This window comes from Croceitalea rosinachiae (assembly GCF_031846445.1).
In the GTDB taxonomy this organism is placed as follows: Bacteria; Bacteroidota; Bacteroidia; order Flavobacteriales; family Flavobacteriaceae; genus Croceitalea; species Croceitalea rosinachiae.
The window spans coordinates 1-18,418 of the sequence record NZ_JAVRHR010000005.1 but is presented as its reverse complement, the minus strand read 5'-3'; the positions used below and the strand labels follow the sequence as shown (position 1 = coordinate 18,418).

Sequence of the window (18,418 nt, the reverse complement as noted above, 5' to 3'; positions counted from 1 at the left end):
TTTTTTATTGGAATAAGTTTGCTAGTTTTGACCTCTCAAAATGAAAAATGGCCAATAAAATCAGTAAAGTAGCCGTATTAACTTCAGGTGGTGATTCACCAGGAATGAATGCTGCTATAAGATCTGTTGTACGTACCTGTGCCTTTATGAAATTGGAGTGTATTGCCATATATCGTGGTTACCAAGGGATGATAGATGGAGACTTCGAACCTATGAACGCTCGAAGTGTAAACAATATAATAAATAAAGGAGGAACTATCTTAAAGTCAGCTAGATGCGAAGAGTTTCGAACACCGGAAGGTCGTAAGGAAGCACATGAACAGTTGTCAAAAGAAGGGATTGATGCCCTAGTTGTTATAGGTGGTAATGGAAGTTTTGCTGGAGCATTAAAGCTTAACGAGGAGTATAATTTCCCAGTGATGGGTATACCAGGTACTATAGATAATGACATTCTTGGCACTTCATATACTATTGGTTTTGACACGGCCATAAATACAGTAGTAGAAGTAATTGATAAAATACGTGATACTGCTAGTTCGCATAACCGATTATTTTTTGTTGAGGTGATGGGTCGCGATGTTGGTCATATTGCCTTAAACGCGGGTGTTGGTGCCGGCGCTGAGGAAATTTTGATTCCGGAACAAAATTTAGGTTTAGAACGACTTCTCGATTCTTTAAAAAGGAGTAAAAAGTCGGGCAAATCTTCAAGCATTGTTATCGTTGCCGAAGGAGATAAAACGGGTAAAAACGTATTTCAATTGAAAGATTATGTTGAAGAGCATTTGCCAATTTATGATGTAAGGGTTTCAGTACTTGGTCATATGCAAAGAGGGGGGAACCCAACATGTTTTGATAGGGTCTTGGCAAGTAGAATGGGCGTAAAAGCGGTTGAAGCCTTGCTGGAAGACAAAACTAACTATATGGTGGGCATCAGAGATCATAAATTAATCTTGACTCCTATCAGTGAAGCTATAAAAGCACATACCCCTGTTGATGAAGAACTAATCAGGGTATCTGATATAATGACAACTTAAAACAAAAAAAGTAAACTTTAAAAGCAATAAAATGGCACAGGTAAAAATTGGTATTAATGGATTTGGAAGAATTGGACGTTTGGTCTTTAGGGCTTCTGTCAAGAGAGATAATGTTGAGGTGGTAGCCATAAACGATTTGTTAGATGTAGAACATCTTGCATATTTGTTAAAGTACGATTCTGTTCATGGAAAGTTTGACGGAACCGTTGAGGTAAAAGACGGTCACCTAGTAGTTAATGGAAAAACCGTTCGTATTACTGCAGAAAGGGACCCTAAGAACCTAAAATGGGACGAAGTAGGAGCTGATTTAGTGGCGGAATGCACAGGTATTTTTACAACACTTGAGACAGCACAGTATCATATTGACGGTGGTGCTAAGAAAGTAGTAATTTCTGCCCCATCTAAAGACGCTCCGATGTTTGTAATGGGTGTCAACCATCATGAAGTTAAGGCGACTGATACTATTGTTTCTAATGCTTCGTGCACGACAAACTGTTTGGCTCCTTTAGCTAAGGTCCTAAATGACAATTTCGGTATTGAAGAAGGATTGATGACCACGGTACATGCTACAACAGCTACCCAACTAACAGTTGATGGCCCCTCTAAAAAGGATTATAGAGGTGGTAGAAGTGCGATGTTAAACATTATCCCTGCATCGACTGGTGCTGCTAAAGCAGTTACGAAGGTAATACCTTCATTAGTAGGTAAATTAACCGGTATGGCCTTTAGAGTGCCCACCGCGGATGTTTCTGTTGTGGACTTAACGGTGCGTTTAGAAAAAGAGACTTCTTATGAAGAAATTAAAAAAGTATTTAAAGGAGCTTCTGAAGGAGAGTTAAAAGGTATTTTAGGTTATACTGAAGATGCTGTAGTTTCACAAGATTTTGTTTCAGATCCGCGTACAAGTATTTTTGATGCTGGTGCTGGAATTGAATTAAATTCTAAATTCTTTAAGCTGATTTCTTGGTATGACAATGAAGCTGGTTTCTCAAACAAGATGTTAGATTTAGCTAGTCACGTTGCTAGCCTATAGAAATTAATAATATTCATATATTCCTGAAAATTTGGTAATTTCCTTATTTTCAGGAATATTTATTTTAAAAGGTTATGGTTTTAATCGTTGATAGTGGAGCAACAAAATCTGATTGGATAGCTCTAAGTGAAGAGGGCGAACAACTTTTTGTCACCCAAACCCTTGGGCTTAGTCCTGAAGTTTTGACCCGAGAGGTCATCGAAGACAGATTGGCCAATAACTTTGAACTTTCAAAAAACAAAGAACAGGTTTCTCAACTTTATTTCTATGGTGCAGGATGCGGAACTGACCGTATGAAAAAGTTTTTGAAAGAAATTTTTAAAGATTTTTTTCCAAATGCCAAGGCTGAAGTACGAGAAGATACTTTTGCTGCTATATATTCGACTACAAAGATTGGACATCAAGGTATTGTCTGCATTTTGGGAACAGGGTCTAATTGCAGTTATTATGATGGACATCAACTTTTTCAAAAAGTAATCTCATTGGGTTATATTCTAATGGATGATGGTAGCGGTAATTTCTTTGGCAGAAAATTACTTCGAGACTATTACTTCCATAAAATGCCACAAGATTTAGGAATTCAATTTGCAAAGGAATATGAGCTGGATGCCGATGTTATCAAGGATCACTTGTACAAGCAACCGAACCCAAATACTTATCTAGCGACTTTTGCACGTTTTATAATTGAAAATAAAGAACATCCTTATTGTCGTGGTGTAATTGATAAGGGTTTTCAACAGTTCGTAAATAATTATATTATGCAGTTTGAGCTTGCAACAAAAGTGCCTATCAGTTTTGTGGGTAGCATAGCACATTTTTTACGGGAAGAATTGACCACGGTAATTGAACGAAACGATTTGATACTAGGTGTTATTAGACAAAGACCAATTGAAGGTTTGGTTGAATTTCACAAAAGCACTATCTAACTGCAATCATAGATATTTCAACATTGACAAACATCGGTAGGTTGGCTACTTCAACGGTTTCTCTAGCGGGTGCTGTATCTGCATCAAAATGATTACCGTATACTTCGTTTACTTTAGAGAACTGGTGCATATCTTTTAAGAAAATTGACGTTTTTACAACATTTTCAAAGGTCATGCCTGCTTCTTCCAGAATAGCTTTTAGATTTTGCATACATTGCTTAGCCTCAACTTTGACATCGCCTTCTATCAATTTTCCAGTAGCTGGGTCTATTGGGGTTTGCCCAGAAATATAAAGGGTGTCTTTGACTAGAATAGCTTGATTATAGGGCCCAATGGGTGCAGGAGCTTTAGAAGTTGTAATAATTGTTTTCATCTGTTATAAATTTTAACAAGTTTAAAGAATAAAGATTATTTTTTTCTAATATTTAGCGAACTAAACGCTGACTTCTGTTCTCCCACTTAAGATCTTGTAATATTGAACTGCTTATCCCAATAAAGAAAAACCAATTTTCGTTTCTTCCAAAAGGCACCCAATCAAATCTTAGATCAAAGCTTTTCAAGTTTCTTCTGAATCCCAATTGAGTTTGGGCAAAACCTTGGTTGATAAAATCATAACCAGAACTTACTCTAACATCCCATCTGGGTGATAGTTCAACACTACCAGAAAACATTAGATTTGCTCTGTTGATATCATTTTGGCGATTGGTATTGTTATAACTCATACCAAATCGCATACTTAAATCCCATGGCAGTTTATTACCGTATAACGGATTTTCAATATCTTCTTCTGGTTTCCTATCATTACTTTGTCTGTTATCCAATCCGAACCCAAAAAGATCGTCTGTACTACCGCCACTAGCGGCGCGGTATTCATCACTCACTGCTTTTGCTTCATCAGGATCTTTTTTGTCTTTGCCGAATATTGCACTTGATAGAGAGTACGAAACATCAAACCTACCTGTGGTAAAACGTAGAAGACTTCCTCCATTCTTAACATTAAAGGTATTAATTCTTCTACCATTATTATCAATAGTGTAGGGATCTAAAGTACCAGCAAAATTTATGCTCATTTTATTGTCAAACAAGCTGGTGGCCCCATTCATGCTAATCGGAGAAAGTTTTAGAGAATCTGCTTCAAAATTATAAGAGGTAGAAAAATTGAGATTTTTTAAAATAGAAATCTTTTTCGGTTCCGTAGCGGTTGAATCTTTATCTCTTACCTTGGCTTCAAGTGTATTTTGAAGTGAAAAAGTCATTGAGTTTCCCCTTGTTAAACTTGGAGCGCCATTTAAAGTGCCTTCAAATCGACTGTATAAAACTTCTTCACCATCGAAGTTTTCATAAGTGTCATAAAATTGCTCAAAAGATGGAGTGTAGCTCCAACCTACCTGTGGCCTTACAACATGCCTAAGGGCCTGTATTTTTTTGTCCTCTCCAAAATTTAAAGTTCCATATAGCGTTGTACCGATACTCGAGCTAATACCATATCTATTATAGCGATCAAAACCAGAGATAGTATCTAAAACAACCTCTCTATTGCTTTCTGGATCATCTGGATCAAGGCCACGACGAAATGTTTCAAAAGTCCAAACATCTTCATAATTACCACCTACCGTAACACTGAAATACTTGGCGACTTTAAAATTGGTACTTATAGGTAATGTATGTCTTGCCCCAATACGGGCATTATCAAACATACCTGGTCTTAAAAACAAAGAATCTGTCGTTGCAATTCTGTTTTCTGCTCTTAGATTATATTGAAAGTTGATGTTTTGAATCAAACCTTTTTTAATACCATCTCTTTTGGCAAATGGAAAAATACGTTCCATACTTGCATTTAGTGTAGGTAGGGTCAAGTTAATTTCTTGCGTCTGCGTATTTTGGTTGTGGGTTGCCGTTAAACTCATATTCACCGATGGATAATTCGGAAATGTTTTTGAATACGAAATAGAAGATGAAAGGTTGTTATTCTGAGTATTTTGAACATTTATTTGATTGAACGAATTAGTGAAATATTCACTGCTACCTAAGTTTACAGAGGCTGAAAAACGAGAATTTGGGCTAGATTTGGGATCTTGTGAATGCGTGATTTGTAAATTATAAAGGGTTGTACGCCTAAAATCATCAAATCCTTTTTGACTAAAAATTTGATTTTCAAATCTAAAATTCACGGTACCTTTAAAGCGGTATCTTTTGACATAATCTGAACGCATTCGAAACCCATAACTGCCATTGGTGAAAAAATCACCAAGAAAACTTAAATCCACATACTCATTTATAGGTAGATAATACCCACCGTTTTGTAAATTGTATCCGCGATTAGGGTCATTGCCAAAGGTCGGAAATATCAATCCTGCAGTACGTCCAGTTGTTAACGGAAAATAAGCAAAGGGTAGCGCTATAGGTGTGGGTACGTCTACCAAATAAAAATTACTGAAACCTGCAATAATCTTTTTTCCAGGTACAAATTTGGCTTTTCTAATACGAATATAATAATCAGGATCAACAGTATCTTTTGAAGTAGTGAGTTTTCCGTCTTTTAAAAAATAAACAGAGTCATTCTCTTTTTTAGTGATGTCTGCCAAGACCTTCATGGCATCTTGCCCCAAAGAACCTAAACCAGCCTGCTGCTCAGTTCTTGAGTTCCAAATCAACGCCTTTTGGGTATCAAAATTAAAGCGAATGGAATCAGGGATCACAACTTGGTCGCCTTGCTTGAAATACGGCAATTGTGAATATACACCAGTGGAATCTTTAATACGACCAGCATACACCTCATTTTTGACATAATCCATTATTATGATACCCGCTTTTAATTCGGTATCTTGATAATAGATTTCTGCTTCATCATATAGATATATTTTTTTGTCTTTTTGACTAAGCTTTACATAATCTTTTGCCTTATACTTAATTTTGCCCAGTAGCAACTGTTTTTTACCTGATGTAGAATCAATTTGAATAGAATCATTTGATATTGAATCATTTGCAATAGTAACTGGCATTAAAGGAGCCCTGATAGTATCTTTTATGGCTTTAATGGGTAGGGGCACAATAGGATTCTCTTGGGCAGCAATAGAAACTGTCGCAAAAACCAGCAGGAATAGGAAAAGATAGAGATGTTTGTTTGCTTGCAACGTGATAAATCCTATTTTTGTAGTAGGTTGGCTCAGTTTTTGAAGCTCAAACTTACATATATTTTTTATTCTGTTAATTGGGCATTACAATAAATTTAACCTGGTCAGGATAGTAAAAATAAGCAGTTCATATGATTAAAACTCGGTTCTTTTCCACCATTTTATTTGGGTTTGTTTTCTTCTTTTCATCTTTTATCAATAATAATACCGAAATACAGTTAAAAAATAAGTTTATTGTTGTTCTAGATGCTGGGCATGGTGGTCATGACCCAGGAAATCTTGGAAATGGTTTTTTAGAAAAAGACATTGCACTGGCCATCGTATTGGAAATTGGTAAGGTTTTAGAAAAGAATCCAGATATTAAGGTAATCTATACACGTGATGATGATACGTTTATTGATTTATTTAAAAGAGGTGAGATAGCTAATCAGGCCAATGCAGATTTATTTGTTTCAGTGCATTGTGATTCCCACAATTCCGATGCCTATGGTGCGGGTACTTTTGTTTTAGGGCTTCATGCTAACAAGCAAAACTTTGAGGTTGCCAAAAAAGAGAACTCAGTAATTTATCTTGAGGACAATTACGAGCAAAAATATGCTGAGTATGATATTAATTCCCCAGAATCCATAATCGGTTTAACCATTATGCAAGAGGAGTTTTTAGACCAGAGTATTGAGCTTGCTAAATTGTTACAAACCAATTTTACTGTGCGATTAAAGCGTAAAGACCGTAAGGTAAAGCAAGCAGGCTTTATAGTGTTGCATCAAACGTTTATGCCCAGTGTATTGATTGAAACAGGATTTTTAACTAATAAGAATGAGGGTTCATATTTGGATTCTGAAAGAGGTAAGAAAGAAATGGGTACAGCTATCGCTAATGCTATTTTAAGTTATAAAGATGGGGTAGAGGCCAATCTTGAACCCATATCAATTATAGAAAAAACAAACTCGACGAATGAAGAAGCTAAAATTGTAGAAAAAACTTCTGAGCCAGCTGAAAAAGAGAATACAGAGAAAACTAGGGAAGTAATTGTACAAGAGGTTGAAAAGCAATCAGAAATTGCAAGCAACGATACAGGAAAGCCAGTAGAGGAAACTGAAAAAACTGATATAGCCACTGCTGAGGATGTACCGATTATTATTTACAAGGTACAGTTGATGGCTAGTTCTAAAGCAGTTCCTCTCGATGCTAAAAATTTTAGAGGATTGGATAGCATATCTAAAGAATCTTTTAAAAATCTTTATCGATATATGTATGGGAATGCTAAGTCTTATGAACAGGCAAAATTGTTGAAATCAAAGGCGGATGCTAAAGGATACACCACTTCTTATATTGTAGCTTATAAAGAGGGTATGCGAATTCCATTAAAAGAGGCTTTAAAATGAGTATTATCTTTGTGAGCCTGTCTTAAAAATATTTCTAATTTTGTTTAGAACAGTAAATCCAACCTTTTGAAACTATCTAGGGAAGTAAAGACCGGAATTTTAGTAATATTAGGAATCCTAGCCGTAATCTTCGGTTTTAGTTATTTAAAATCTTCTTCCTTCTTTGATGACTCTTCAACATTTTATGCAGTATATGATAATGTCGGTGGTTTACAAAGTGGAACCCAAGTTTCCATCAATGGTCTTGTAGTTGGTAATGTCACCAGTATACGATTTAAAGACAATCAGTTTAAATCGATAGTAACTTTTAGCATTAATGAAGGTTATGGATTTTCTAAAAATAGCTTGGCTGAAATTTATGATACAGGAATCATTGGAGGCAAAGGCATACAGATAATACCTGTATTTGATGACGGAGTTACTGCAAAATCTGGAGATACATTACAATCGCGTGTCAAACCCGGTCTTACTGATTTAGTGCAAGAAAATCTTACGCCATTGCAGATGAAGGTTGAAGGTGCAGTCACACATGCAGATTCTCTTTTAATGAATGTTAATGACGTTTTGGACTATAAAACCAGATTAGAATTACGTCAAAGCATAGCAGGTCTCAATAAACTAGTCTCAAGTTTTCAAGTTACTGCCAGTGCATTAAACCAAGTTTTGACTGACAATAAAGAAGAATTGGACAGCTCCATCAAAAATGTAAATACGATTACTGCAAACTTTTCTGAGTTATCAAAAGAATTGGCAAAAAGTGATTTGGCGGGTACCATTAGTGGTTTGCAAGGCACTGTTGATAACCTGAATATGGTGCTTTCCAAAATAGAGAAGGGTGAAGGCTCTCTGGGCAAATTAGCTCATGATGATGAGTTTTATAACAACCTTTCAAATGCTTCAAGAGAACTTGATTTATTATTGCAAGACTTTCGCCTGAACCCAAAGCGATATGTTAATGTATCAGTTTTTGGAAAAAAACAAAAAGAATACGAGTTACCAGAAAATGACCCTGCGGCTACTAAAGAGAATTAATTAACTTATGGAATATCTTCCTAATATCATATTTGCAATAGCTTTAGCTATTGGCTTTGGTTTTTTTGCCAAAAATGTAAGAAAGCTTTCTAGAAACATTAAGCTGGGGCGCCATGTAGATATTAGTGATAACAAACCACAGCGGTGGAAAAACATGGCTAGAATAGCGCTTGGACAAACAAAAATGATTGTGAGACCCATTGCAGGTTTGATGCACGTAATTGTTTATGTTGGGTTTGTCATTATTAATATTGAAGTTTTAGAAATCATTATCGATGGACTTTTGGGTACGCACAGAATATTTGCTCCATTGGGATCAGTTTATGATTTTTTAATAGGCGCTTTTGAAGTTTTAGCCCTTTTGGTCATTGTTGCCGTGATAGTTTTTTGGTTAAGACGAAATATTGTTAAGCTGAAACGCTTTATAAAACCTGAAATGCAAGGATGGCCCAAAAAAGATGGTAATCTTATTCTATATATAGAACTGGTGTTGATGATGCTGTTTTTGACCATGAATGCCTCAGATTTTCAATTACAGCAATTAGGAGCTGCACATTATGACAAGGCAGGAGCTTTTCCAGTAAGTCAATTCATAGCGTCTTTATTTGAAGGAATGTCCATTTCAGGTTTGATACTAATTGAACGTGCCGCTTGGTGGCTTCATATTTTAGGAATTCTATTCTTTCTGAACTATCTGTACTATTCAAAACACTTACACATTCTTTTGGCTTTTCCGAACACATATTATGGGAAGGTGAAACCACAAGGTGAGTTTAACAATGTAGAAGCAGTAACCAATGAGGTTAAATTGATGCTAGACCCATCTGCCGATCCTTTTGCCGCTCCCGCAGAAGATTCTGAAGAACCAGAAAAGTTCGGTGCATCTGATGTTCAAGACTTAAACTGGGTGCAATTATTGAATGCATATACGTGTACTGAATGTGGAAGATGCACTTCAGAGTGTCCAGCGAATCAGACGGGAAAAAAACTTTCGCCTCGCAAAATAATGATGGACACTCGCGATCGTTTAGAGGAGGTAGGGAAGAATATAGATGCTAACAACGGGGTATTTGTCCCAGATGGCAAACAGCTCCTAGATGATTATATTACAAAAGAAGAACTATGGGCCTGCACAACATGTAACGCTTGCGTTGAGGCGTGTCCAGTAAGTATTGACCCTTTATCCATTATTGTTGAAATGAGAAGGTATTTGGTTATGGAACAGTCTGCAGCACCTACGGAATTAAACAATATGATGTCCAACATTGAGAACAATGGTGCACCATGGCCCTACAGCCAAATGGATCGTTTAAACTGGGTAGACGAATAAAGCTATTATTATGAGTGAGGAACTTAAGGTCAAAACCATGGAAGAATTTATTGCTCAAGGGGCACAACCAGAAATATTATTTTGGGTGGGCTCTGCAGGTAGCTACGATGATAGGGCTAAAAAAATATCTAGGGCCTTTGTGAAAATATTAAATAGAGCTAATGTCGACTTTGCTGTTTTAGGTTCAGAAGAAAGCTGTACGGGCGATGTGGCAAAGCGGGCAGGTAATGAATTCTTGTTTCAAATGCAGGCTATGATGAATATTGAAATTTTGAATGGCTACGAAATAAAACGAATTGTAACGTGCGATCCTCATTCTTTCAATACCTTAAAAAATGAATACCCAAGTCTATGCGGAAACTATAAGGTTATTCATCATACACAGTATATCAAAGAATTGATAGATGGTGGGCGTTTGTCGATTGAAGGTGAAGCGTATAAAGGAAAACGCATTACATTCCATGACCCTTGCTATTTAGGAAGAGCTAACTCGGTTTATGATGCGCCAAGGGAGATCCTCAAGAAAACTAACGCAGCAATTATTGAAATGAAACGTCATAAAAAAACAGCGTTGTGTTGTGGAGCCGGTGGTGCACAAATGTTCAAGGAACCTGAAAAAGGTGACATGGATATTAATGTGTTGCGTACCAAAGATGCTTTGGAAACCAACCCCAATATTATCGCTACCGGATGTCCTTACTGTAATACCATGATGACTGATGGGATTAAAGCTCACGAAAAAGAAGAAAGTATTACTGTTTTGGATGTAGCTGAACTTATCGCAAACTCTATTTAAAATGTTAGTGACCTTTGAATCTCTCTTAGATACCTCAAGAATTTGGATTTACCAATGCAATCGTAGTTTTTCAGAAACGGAACTTGCTGAGGTTGAAATGGAGTTGGGTGAGTTTTTAAAGCAATGGACTGCGCATGGCAGCGATTTAAAAGCGGGCTTTGAAATCAAATATAAAAGATTCATAATTATTGGTTTGGATCAGACCCAAGCTAGTGCCTCTGGTTGCTCAATTGATGCATCGGTACACTTTATTCAAGCTCTAGAGAAAAAGTATGACGTGGATTTATTGGATAAAATGAATGTATCTTATAAGCAAGGGGAGTTTGTAGCTTATAAAACTCTTGTTGACTTTAAAAAGATGGCAAAGCAAAGAGCTGTATCTAAAAACACAGTAGTTTTTAATAATTTGGTAGCCACAAAACATGAATATATAGAAAATTGGGAAGTTCCTGCTTCTGAGAGTTGGCATGCCCGTTTTATGTGAATTTTATCCGAAAAACCTCTGATTTTCCCTATTTTCTTTAGTTTCTTCGATGAAATACAATATTTTTAGATGCTATAAGTTGATTCCCTAGACAATTTAGTATGCTTAGAAACTTTTACTTAACCTTATTTTTACAGGTTTTTTACATTTCCTTCGCTCAAAACGACCCCTTGGTGACTGTCGATACATTGGAGCAGCAAAGTTGGGTCAATGCTAAATATGAGGCAATGTCCATTGAAGAGCGAGTTGGGCAGCTTTTTATGGTAAGCGCCGCTTCAAATCAGAATAAAACAGCAACAGATAAAATTTTACAGTTAATTAATGAGCACCATATAGGAGGTGTTATCTTCTCTAAAGGTGGACCTGGGAGACAGGCGAAACTAACCAATGCCTATCAAAAAGCTTCTAAAACTCCATTGATGATCGGTATGGACGCCGAATGGGGGTTGGCTATGCGATTAGATTCCACTTATGCTTTCCCATGGAATATGACGTTGGGTGCTATTCAAGATAATTCTATTGTGAAGGATGTAGGTCGTCAAATAGGTAAGCATGCAAAAAGATTAGGAGTGCATATTAATTTCGCTCCTGATATCGATATTAATATCAATCCGAAAAATCCAATAATTGGTAATCGTTCTTTTGGAGAAGATAAGTCAAATGTATCTGGAAAAGGCATAGCCTTTTTGAAGGGAATGGAGAGTATGGGGGTTTTGTCTTCAGGAAAACATTTCCCTGGGCATGGTGATACCGCTGCTGATTCACATCATTCTTTACCCTATTTAGATTTTACCAAAGAGCGATTGGATAGTATCGAATTATATCCTTATAAAGAATTGATAAAAGAAGGTTTAAGTAGTGTCATGGTGGCGCATTTGGATATTCCTAGCCTTGAAAAGCGCGATGGTTTCCCATCCTCCCTATCTAAATCAATTATTACGAATGTTCTCAAAAATGAACTTGGTTTTAAAGGACTAGTGTTTACAGACGCTTTGAACATGAAAGCGGTCTCAGAATTTGCCCCAGAGGGTGAAGTAGAACTTTCTGCTTTTATGGCGGGAAATGATATGTTGTTGATGCCTGTAAATGTATTGAATGCTAAAGAAAAAATACTAAAAGCTTATAAAAGAGGTGAAATAACTGAGGAAAGATTGTCTGAATCGGTCAAGAAAATCTTAATGGCGAAATACAAGGCTGGGTTGTCGAATTATGAACCTGTTGAGGTTGATAATTTATATGAGGATTTGAATACTATTGAAGACGACCTAATTTATGAAAGAGCAATTGAAAATGCTATAACCGTGCTTAAAAATAGGTTTTCGTTGTTGCCCATTAAAAAATTGGAAAAAAAGAAGATTGCCTATATTAGTTTTGGAGAGGAATCAGGGCAACATTTTGCAAATACCCTACTGAAATATGGAGATGTGACTGAAATTGAGGCTAAGGATATCTTATCTTATAAAGAGCAATTAAAAGAATTTAATACTGTCATTATCGGGCTGCATAAAAGCGATGAAAGCCCCTGGAAAAGCCATAAATTTTCTCAAAATGAGCTTTTTTGGCTTCAAGAGATTTCAAGAATGCGGACTAGTAATACCATCTTAGCCGTATTTACTAAGCCATATGCCTTACTTGATGTTGTTAATTTTGAAACTATAGATGCCGTAATCGTTGGTTATCAAAATAGTAAACTGGCACAGGAAAAAACCGCACAGGCTATTTTTGGAGCTATTGGAGCAAAAGGACGATTGCCGGTATCTGCCAATTGGGTTTTTCCAGTGAACTCTGGAACCGATATCCCAGCAATTTCACGTTTGGGATATAGCATACCAGAAAGTGTAGGATTAGACTCTAAAAGATTAGCAGCTGTTGATAGTTTGATGCGAATTGGCATTGATTCAATGATGTATCCAGGTGCTCAGGTTCTAATAGCAAAAAATGGAAAAGTGGTTTATAACAAAAATTTTGGAAAACCAACGTATAATAGTGCTGATAGTATATCTGATAACCATATCTATGATTTAGCATCTTTGACCAAAATATTGGGTACGCTGCCGATGATAATGAAAATGGAGGAGGAGGCAAAAATCAGATTGAATGATACTTTTCAGGATATGATTCCTGATTATAAAGACTCTGAATTAAAAAACGTTACGGTACTGAAAGCATTGTCACATTACGGACGCTTACCTTCTTGGATTGCCTTTTATGTAAACACTTTGGATAAAAACAGAAAGCCTTCCATGGAGTTTTACAAAAGCTTTCCTACGGAAGATTACTCGATAAAAGTAAGCGATGGCCTATACCTTGCCAACGTGTATCAAGATTCTATTTATAATCGAATAGGCAGACAAGAACTTAAATCAAACCGATATCGCTATAGCGATGTTGCTTATTATGTTTTCAAAAAGTTTATTGAAGAGACCTATGGTAATTCTTTGGACACTTTAGTGGATAATTTTTTATACAAATCATTGGGCGCCACGCACACAGGGTATAATCCTATCGAAAGCTTTGAAAAAGATAAAATAGTACCATCTGAAGAAGATAATTATTTCAGGTATCAAACTGTCCAAGGTTATGTTCATGATATGGGAGCTGCTATGCAAGGTGGTGTAGGTGGTCATGCGGGGCTGTTCAGTAATGCGAATGACGTTGCTAAAATAATGCAGATGTACCTTCAGGGTGGCTATTATGGTGGTGAACGTTTTTTGGACAAAAGAACAGTTGAAAAGTTCAACAAGTGTTATTTCTGTGACAAAGATGTGAGACGGGGGGTAGGTTTTGATAAGCCACAATTAAAGGAAAAAGGTCCTACCTGTGGATGCGTATCAAGAAAAAGCTTCGGGCATAGCGGTTTTACAGGAACTTATACATGGGCCGACCCCGAAGAAGAGTTGGTTTATGTTTTCTTATCAAATAGAACATATCCAAGTATGCGAAATAACCTTTTGGTGAAATCTGGACTACGCACTAGAATACAGCAGGCAATTTATGATTCCATTATAAATTAGACGATAAAATATAACTTAGTTTTGTTGGTATGAAAATAGCTATCGTATGTTACCCTACCTTCGGTGGTAGTGGAGTAGTGGCAACTGAATTGGGAATTGCACTAGCCGAAAGAGGTCACGAAATCCATTTTGTGACCTATAAGCAACCTGTTAGATTAGAATTACTAGATAACAATATTCACTTTCATGAAGTTCATGTTCCAGAATACCCTCTTTTTAGATACCAACCATATGAGCTTGCACTTTCTAGTAAATTGGTCGACACCATAAAACTATATGGTATTGAACTGTTACATGTTCATTATGCCATTCCACATGCTTATGCGGGCTATATGGCAAAGAAAATGCTTAAAGAAGAAGGAATCTATATTCCCATGATAACGACCTTACATGGTACTGATATCACTTTAGTGGGTAATCATCCTTTTTACAAATCTGCAGTTACATTCAGTATAAATAAATCTGATGTAGTGACTTCGGTTTCTGAGGATTTAAAACAAAAAACATTGAAAATCTTTAATGTGGAACAAGATATTAGTGTAATTCCCAATTTCATTGACAGTAAAAAGTATAGTTCTGGCTATACGGACTGTCAAAGATCATTAATGGCAAATGAAGATGAAAAGATTATCACTCATATCAGTAATTTCAGAAAAGTAAAACGAATACCAGATGTCATCAAAGTATTTCATGAAGTACAGAAAGAGATTCCTGCCAAATTAATAATGGTAGGGGAAGGTCCAGAGAAAGAGTATGCAGAGCAATTATGCGAAGAACTAGGTATTGCCGATAGTGTACTTTTTTTGGGTAATAGTAATGAGATAGATAGAATTCTATGTTTTTCAGATTTGTTTTTATTACCTTCTGAAACCGAAAGTTTTGGTTTGGCAGCTTTAGAGGCCATGATTAATAAAGTTGCTATTATTTCAAGCAATACCGGCGGTATTCCTGAAGTTAATAAAGAAGGAGTGACCGGTTTTTTAAGTGATGTCGGGGATGTGAATGATATGGCAAAGAACGCTATTTACCTTTTGAGTGATGGTATCATTTTAGAGGAGTTCAAAGAAAATGCCAAAAAGATAGCTTCCAAGTTTGATATAGTTAACATATTACCACTTTATGAAGAAGTCTATGAAAAGGCATATAAATCGAGATTTAAAAACTCATACTAACTTATGTTTCGCCTTATTCTAATTGTTGCAATTTTGACTTTTTCATGTAAAAGCCAGAAAAATGAGCAGTTTAGTTCAGGAATGAATACCGATAACGATTTGATTTTAGTACTTGAAGATAATTTTGCCACCGACACACTTTTAACGATAACCATAAATGACCAAAAGGCGTTAAATAGTTTCTTTGCGAAAGTAAATAGAACCAGAAAGCCAGGTATACCAGTTCCAACAATTGATTTTAATAAAGAAATGATTGCAATAGTTTGTGCTGGAGCACAAAAGGGTGTTGAATCCATTCGACTTTTTAGGGCTAATGAAACTGAAACTACTATTGAAATAGGGATAGAGAAGTTAAAGAATAAATCTGATTCTAAGTTGATTTCATACCCTTTTTGCATTTATAAACTTCCCAAGACAAACAAAGCCATTACTTTTGATTAAATCATTTATATTTTTATTTTCAGCAAATGGTCGAGAATAATGAACCATTAAAAGTGCAATTAGTATTCTTTTATACATTTTAAGTTAAATTTGCCTTCGTAATCCCCAAATTACCAGATTATGAAAGCTATAAAGCTTAGTTTGCTAGTTGCTGTATTATTTTCCACACAAATTAATTGGGCACAAGATGTTCAGTTGACAAAAAAGGATAGTATTGTTGTAAGCTCTTGGATTTTTGGCGTTGGCTTCAACGCTGTTGACGATGCAGGTTCTGAATTTGAAAACGTGTTTAATTTTAGCGATAATTGGAATGCCGTACCATTTCCGTCAAGGATTAGTATAGGTAGGTATTTTAAGAGTGGTGTCGGTTTGGAAGCTGTAGGTACTTATAACACCTATAAAGAAGGAAAAACAATCGATGGTCAGTTGAATACAGAAGATATTGATTACTATGCCTTAGATTTAAGGGTAAATTACGATTTAAACAAGATTTTAGGGGAGACTGGTTTTTTTGACCCTTATGTTGGTATAGGTGTGGGCTATACTGATGCAAATAATCAAGGACGTGGTACTTACAATGCGAGTGTGGGATTTAGAACCTGGATTTCGGATAGATGGGGTTTAGATTTTAGCTCAACTGGAAAATGGACCATGAACTCTGAAAATTCTACTAATCATATACAACATGCTGCTGGCGCAGTTTATCGGTTTGATATCGAAAAAGGGCTTTCGGCTAAAGGACTGGAAAAACTTGCCCTACTTGAGGAAATAGAAAAAGAACAGCAACGAGTTCAAGATTCTATTGCTGCGGCAAACCAAGCAGAACGTGAAGCTAGGGAACTTGCAGAACGTTTAAAAAGAGAGGAAGAAGCAGCCAAATTGGTTGCCTTAGAGAAGGAAAGGTTAGAGAAAGAGAATTCTAAGCGGAGTTTGATAGAACAAGAAATCAAGGCATTGGGCTTTGTTTATTTTGATTTAAATTCATCTTATTTGAGCAAAAAAGATAAGGAGCTTTTGGATAAATTGTCTGAAATTCTGACTGATAACCCTACACTGATTATAAAAATATCGTCACATACTGACTCGAGAGGCACAGATAAATATAACCTCTGGTTATCTGAGCGACGACTTGATAGAACTTTAAGCTATTTAAGTGAAAAAGGAGTGCCTTCTGATAGAATTCAAAGCGAAGCTAAAGGAGAAGCAAATTTGACAAATGAATGTAATAATGTAACTCCTTGCTCCGAAGAGAAGCATAAGCAGAATAGAAGATCTGAATTTTCTGTAGTTAAAACTTAGAATACTCATTTTATTCGAAGGTTTGAAAATCATTTCAAATTTGTCAATGAATTTTGATTCTAGAATGGCATTTAAATACACGAATTAAGTTTGGTCTTAAAATTTACCAATCATCGATTAAATAACAAGTTGAACTGCTTTTATTTTTAGCAAGCGTAATGACAAATTATTTTTACAAAAAAATAACCCCCGAATTAAAAATTTATGAAAACTGTTAGGTTAATTCTACTTTTTACAGTTTTTTGCTCACTTCCTTTTTACGGTCAATACGATAAAGTGGTGGTTATTGGCGCGTCAATTATGGAGTTTGTCTATGACAGGGATATTAATAATCCAAATACTGCAAGAACAAACCAATGGAATGCACTGGGGGTCAATGTAGATGTGTATGGCTATGGTTTTGCAGGAGATGCCATAGATGATATCATTCCAGAAGTAGCTACCGCGATTTCAACGCATCCCTCCAATACACTTTTTATGATACATATTGGGGGTAATAATGTAACGGCCACTAGGCCCTATGGTACCGCCACGCCAGCACAATTACAAGAAATAAGCGATGATTATGATGCCCTAATTGCCTCTATTCCAACGGCCAGAAGAAGTGACGTGGTCATCATGCCCTTAACGTTTCGTCTTTATGATTATCCAGTTGAGGATTTGGTCAATAATCAGGAGTTGGGTAGTCTGCCATACAATGAAGATATTCTTATTCCAAAAATCGCTGCAAATTGGCCTGAGCAGATGAATATTGATGGGAACCCCATTGTGGACATTTACAACTTTAGCCTTCAAAACTTTAATACGTATTTTGACTTGACAGCTGTCCCTTTTGATGAGGTCCATCCTTCGTCACGAGGGGAAGACGAATTGTCTGAATTTATGTGCTTAAGGGCTGCCTACTTTATAAATGGGGGTGCTGTACCAGATCCACTTACTTCTAACATTGTGGTGACGGGGGTTGACATCGTTGAGAGTGAGGTAACCATCGAAACCGGTCAGACGTTTACACTTAGTGCAAACGTTGTGCCTGCTAATGCATCGGATCCAACAGTGGAATGGACAAGTGATGATTCTTTAATAGCGACTGTCACCAACTCAGGTTTGGTCACGGCACTGGCGTCGGGCACAACAATGATTACCATAACCACACAAGATGGCGGATTCACAGATCAAGTAATCATAAATGTTTCTGATGATACCGATGGGGACGGTATTCTTGATTTTGAGGAAGTAAACCTAGGCACTGATGAAAACAATCCCTGCAGCCCTGTCCAGGCTGCCGGTTACACGGACTATGATGCCGGGAACGCGATATGGGCAGCTGCGGACTGTGAC

The 18,418-nt window shown here is 36.5% G+C and carries 15 protein-coding genes; 13 read left to right on the top strand and 2 right to left on the bottom strand.

Annotated features, from left to right (window positions below):
• The first annotated feature begins 47 nt into the window (after positions 1–47).
• From pfkA to RM706_RS15480, 3 genes are all read left to right on the top strand, one after another.
• On the top strand, positions 48–1,034 hold the full coding sequence (gene pfkA, locus RM706_RS15490; RefSeq protein ID WP_311353181.1) for a 6-phosphofructokinase: 987 nt from the start codon (positions 48–50) through the stop codon (positions 1,032–1,034).
• A gap of 31 nt (positions 1,035–1,065) precedes the next feature.
• The gene (gap, locus tag RM706_RS15485; protein ID WP_311353180.1) at positions 1,066–2,067 is read left to right on the top strand and encodes a type I glyceraldehyde-3-phosphate dehydrogenase; all 1,002 of its coding nucleotides are present in this window, start codon (positions 1,066–1,068) and stop codon (positions 2,065–2,067) included.
• Between the two features lie 74 nt (positions 2,068–2,141).
• Positions 2,142–2,993 carry an N-acetylglucosamine kinase gene (locus RM706_RS15480; RefSeq protein WP_311353179.1) on the top strand — a complete coding sequence of 284 codons (852 nt, stop codon included), beginning with the start codon at positions 2,142–2,144 and terminating at the stop codon, positions 2,991–2,993.
• Here the strand turns inward: RM706_RS15480 and RM706_RS15475 are convergent.
• The gene (locus tag RM706_RS15475) at positions 2,986–3,366 is read right to left on the bottom strand and encodes a RidA family protein (RefSeq protein ID WP_311353178.1); all 381 of its coding nucleotides are present in this window, start codon (positions 3,364–3,366) and stop codon (positions 2,986–2,988) included. The genes RM706_RS15480 and RM706_RS15475 overlap by 8 nt on opposite strands.
• A 52-nt stretch (positions 3,367–3,418) precedes the next feature.
• Entirely contained in the window at positions 3,419–6,127 is a 2,709-nt protein-coding gene (locus RM706_RS15470; protein ID WP_311353177.1) for a putative LPS assembly protein LptD, read from the bottom strand.
• A gap of 131 nt (positions 6,128–6,258) precedes the next feature.
• Here RM706_RS15470 and RM706_RS15465 point away from each other — a divergent pair, with 131 nt between their 5' ends.
• From RM706_RS15465 to RM706_RS15420, 10 genes are all read left to right on the top strand, one after another.
• Positions 6,259–7,512 carry an N-acetylmuramoyl-L-alanine amidase family protein gene (locus RM706_RS15465; protein WP_311353176.1) on the top strand — a complete coding sequence of 418 codons (1,254 nt, stop codon included), beginning with the start codon at positions 6,259–6,261 and terminating at the stop codon, positions 7,510–7,512.
• A 66-nt stretch (positions 7,513–7,578) separates the two neighbouring features.
• Positions 7,579–8,544 (top strand): MlaD family protein, encoded by a 966-nt coding sequence (locus RM706_RS15460; RefSeq protein ID WP_311353175.1) that lies wholly within the window; start codon positions 7,579–7,581, stop codon positions 8,542–8,544.
• Positions 8,545–8,551: 7 nt separating this feature from the next.
• A complete protein-coding gene (locus RM706_RS15455; protein WP_311353174.1) occupies positions 8,552–9,874 on the top strand; it encodes a 4Fe-4S dicluster domain-containing protein in 1,323 nt (440 codons plus the stop codon).
• Between the two features lie 10 nt (positions 9,875–9,884).
• Positions 9,885–10,670, top strand: coding sequence for a (Fe-S)-binding protein (locus RM706_RS15450; protein ID WP_311353173.1), 786 nt, complete (start codon positions 9,885–9,887; stop codon positions 10,668–10,670).
• Between the two features lies 1 nt (position 10,671).
• On the top strand, positions 10,672–11,154 hold the full coding sequence (locus tag RM706_RS15445) for an ABC transporter ATPase (protein ID WP_311353172.1): 483 nt from the start codon (positions 10,672–10,674) through the stop codon (positions 11,152–11,154).
• Positions 11,155–11,255: 101 nt separating this feature from the next.
• The gene (locus tag RM706_RS15440; protein ID WP_311353171.1) at positions 11,256–14,168 is read left to right on the top strand and encodes a serine hydrolase domain-containing protein; all 2,913 of its coding nucleotides are present in this window, start codon (positions 11,256–11,258) and stop codon (positions 14,166–14,168) included.
• A gap of 29 nt (positions 14,169–14,197) precedes the next feature.
• The gene (bshA, locus tag RM706_RS15435; RefSeq protein WP_311353170.1) at positions 14,198–15,340 is read left to right on the top strand and encodes an N-acetyl-alpha-D-glucosaminyl L-malate synthase BshA; all 1,143 of its coding nucleotides are present in this window, start codon (positions 14,198–14,200) and stop codon (positions 15,338–15,340) included.
• 3 nt (positions 15,341–15,343) lie between these two features.
• Complete coding sequence (locus RM706_RS15430) at positions 15,344–15,781, top strand: hypothetical protein (RefSeq protein WP_311353169.1); 438 nt, start codon at positions 15,344–15,346, stop codon at positions 15,779–15,781.
• Positions 15,782–15,901: 120 nt separating this feature from the next.
• Complete coding sequence (locus RM706_RS15425; protein ID WP_311353168.1) at positions 15,902–17,080, top strand: OmpA family protein; 1,179 nt, start codon at positions 15,902–15,904, stop codon at positions 17,078–17,080.
• 204 nt (positions 17,081–17,284) lie between these two features.
• Positions 17,285–18,418: Ig-like domain-containing protein (locus RM706_RS15420; RefSeq protein WP_311353167.1), on the top strand; the 1,134-nt coding region annotated here is incomplete at its 3' end.

Coding starts and splice junctions, on each gene's coding strand:
- gap (WP_311353180.1), top strand. CDS start 1,066: ATGGCACAGGTAAAAATTGGTATTAATGGATTTGGAAGAATTGGACGT.
- RM706_RS15455 (WP_311353174.1), top strand. CDS start 8,552: ATGGAATATCTTCCTAATATCATATTTGCAATAGCTTTAGCTATTGGC.
- RM706_RS15430 (WP_311353169.1), top strand. CDS start 15,344: ATGTTTCGCCTTATTCTAATTGTTGCAATTTTGACTTTTTCATGTAAA.
- RM706_RS15445 (WP_311353172.1), top strand. CDS start 10,672: ATGTTAGTGACCTTTGAATCTCTCTTAGATACCTCAAGAATTTGGATT.
- RM706_RS15450 (WP_311353173.1), top strand. CDS start 9,885: ATGAGTGAGGAACTTAAGGTCAAAACCATGGAAGAATTTATTGCTCAA.
- RM706_RS15440 (WP_311353171.1), top strand. CDS start 11,256: ATGCTTAGAAACTTTTACTTAACCTTATTTTTACAGGTTTTTTACATT.
- RM706_RS15425 (WP_311353168.1), top strand. CDS start 15,902: ATGAAAGCTATAAAGCTTAGTTTGCTAGTTGCTGTATTATTTTCCACA.
- RM706_RS15475 (WP_311353178.1), bottom strand. CDS start 3,366: ATGAAAACAATTATTACAACTTCTAAAGCTCCTGCACCCATTGGGCCC.
- bshA (WP_311353170.1), top strand. CDS start 14,198: ATGAAAATAGCTATCGTATGTTACCCTACCTTCGGTGGTAGTGGAGTA.
- pfkA (WP_311353181.1), top strand. CDS start 48: ATGGCCAATAAAATCAGTAAAGTAGCCGTATTAACTTCAGGTGGTGAT.
- RM706_RS15480 (WP_311353179.1), top strand. CDS start 2,142: ATGGTTTTAATCGTTGATAGTGGAGCAACAAAATCTGATTGGATAGCT.
- RM706_RS15465 (WP_311353176.1), top strand. CDS start 6,259: ATGATTAAAACTCGGTTCTTTTCCACCATTTTATTTGGGTTTGTTTTC.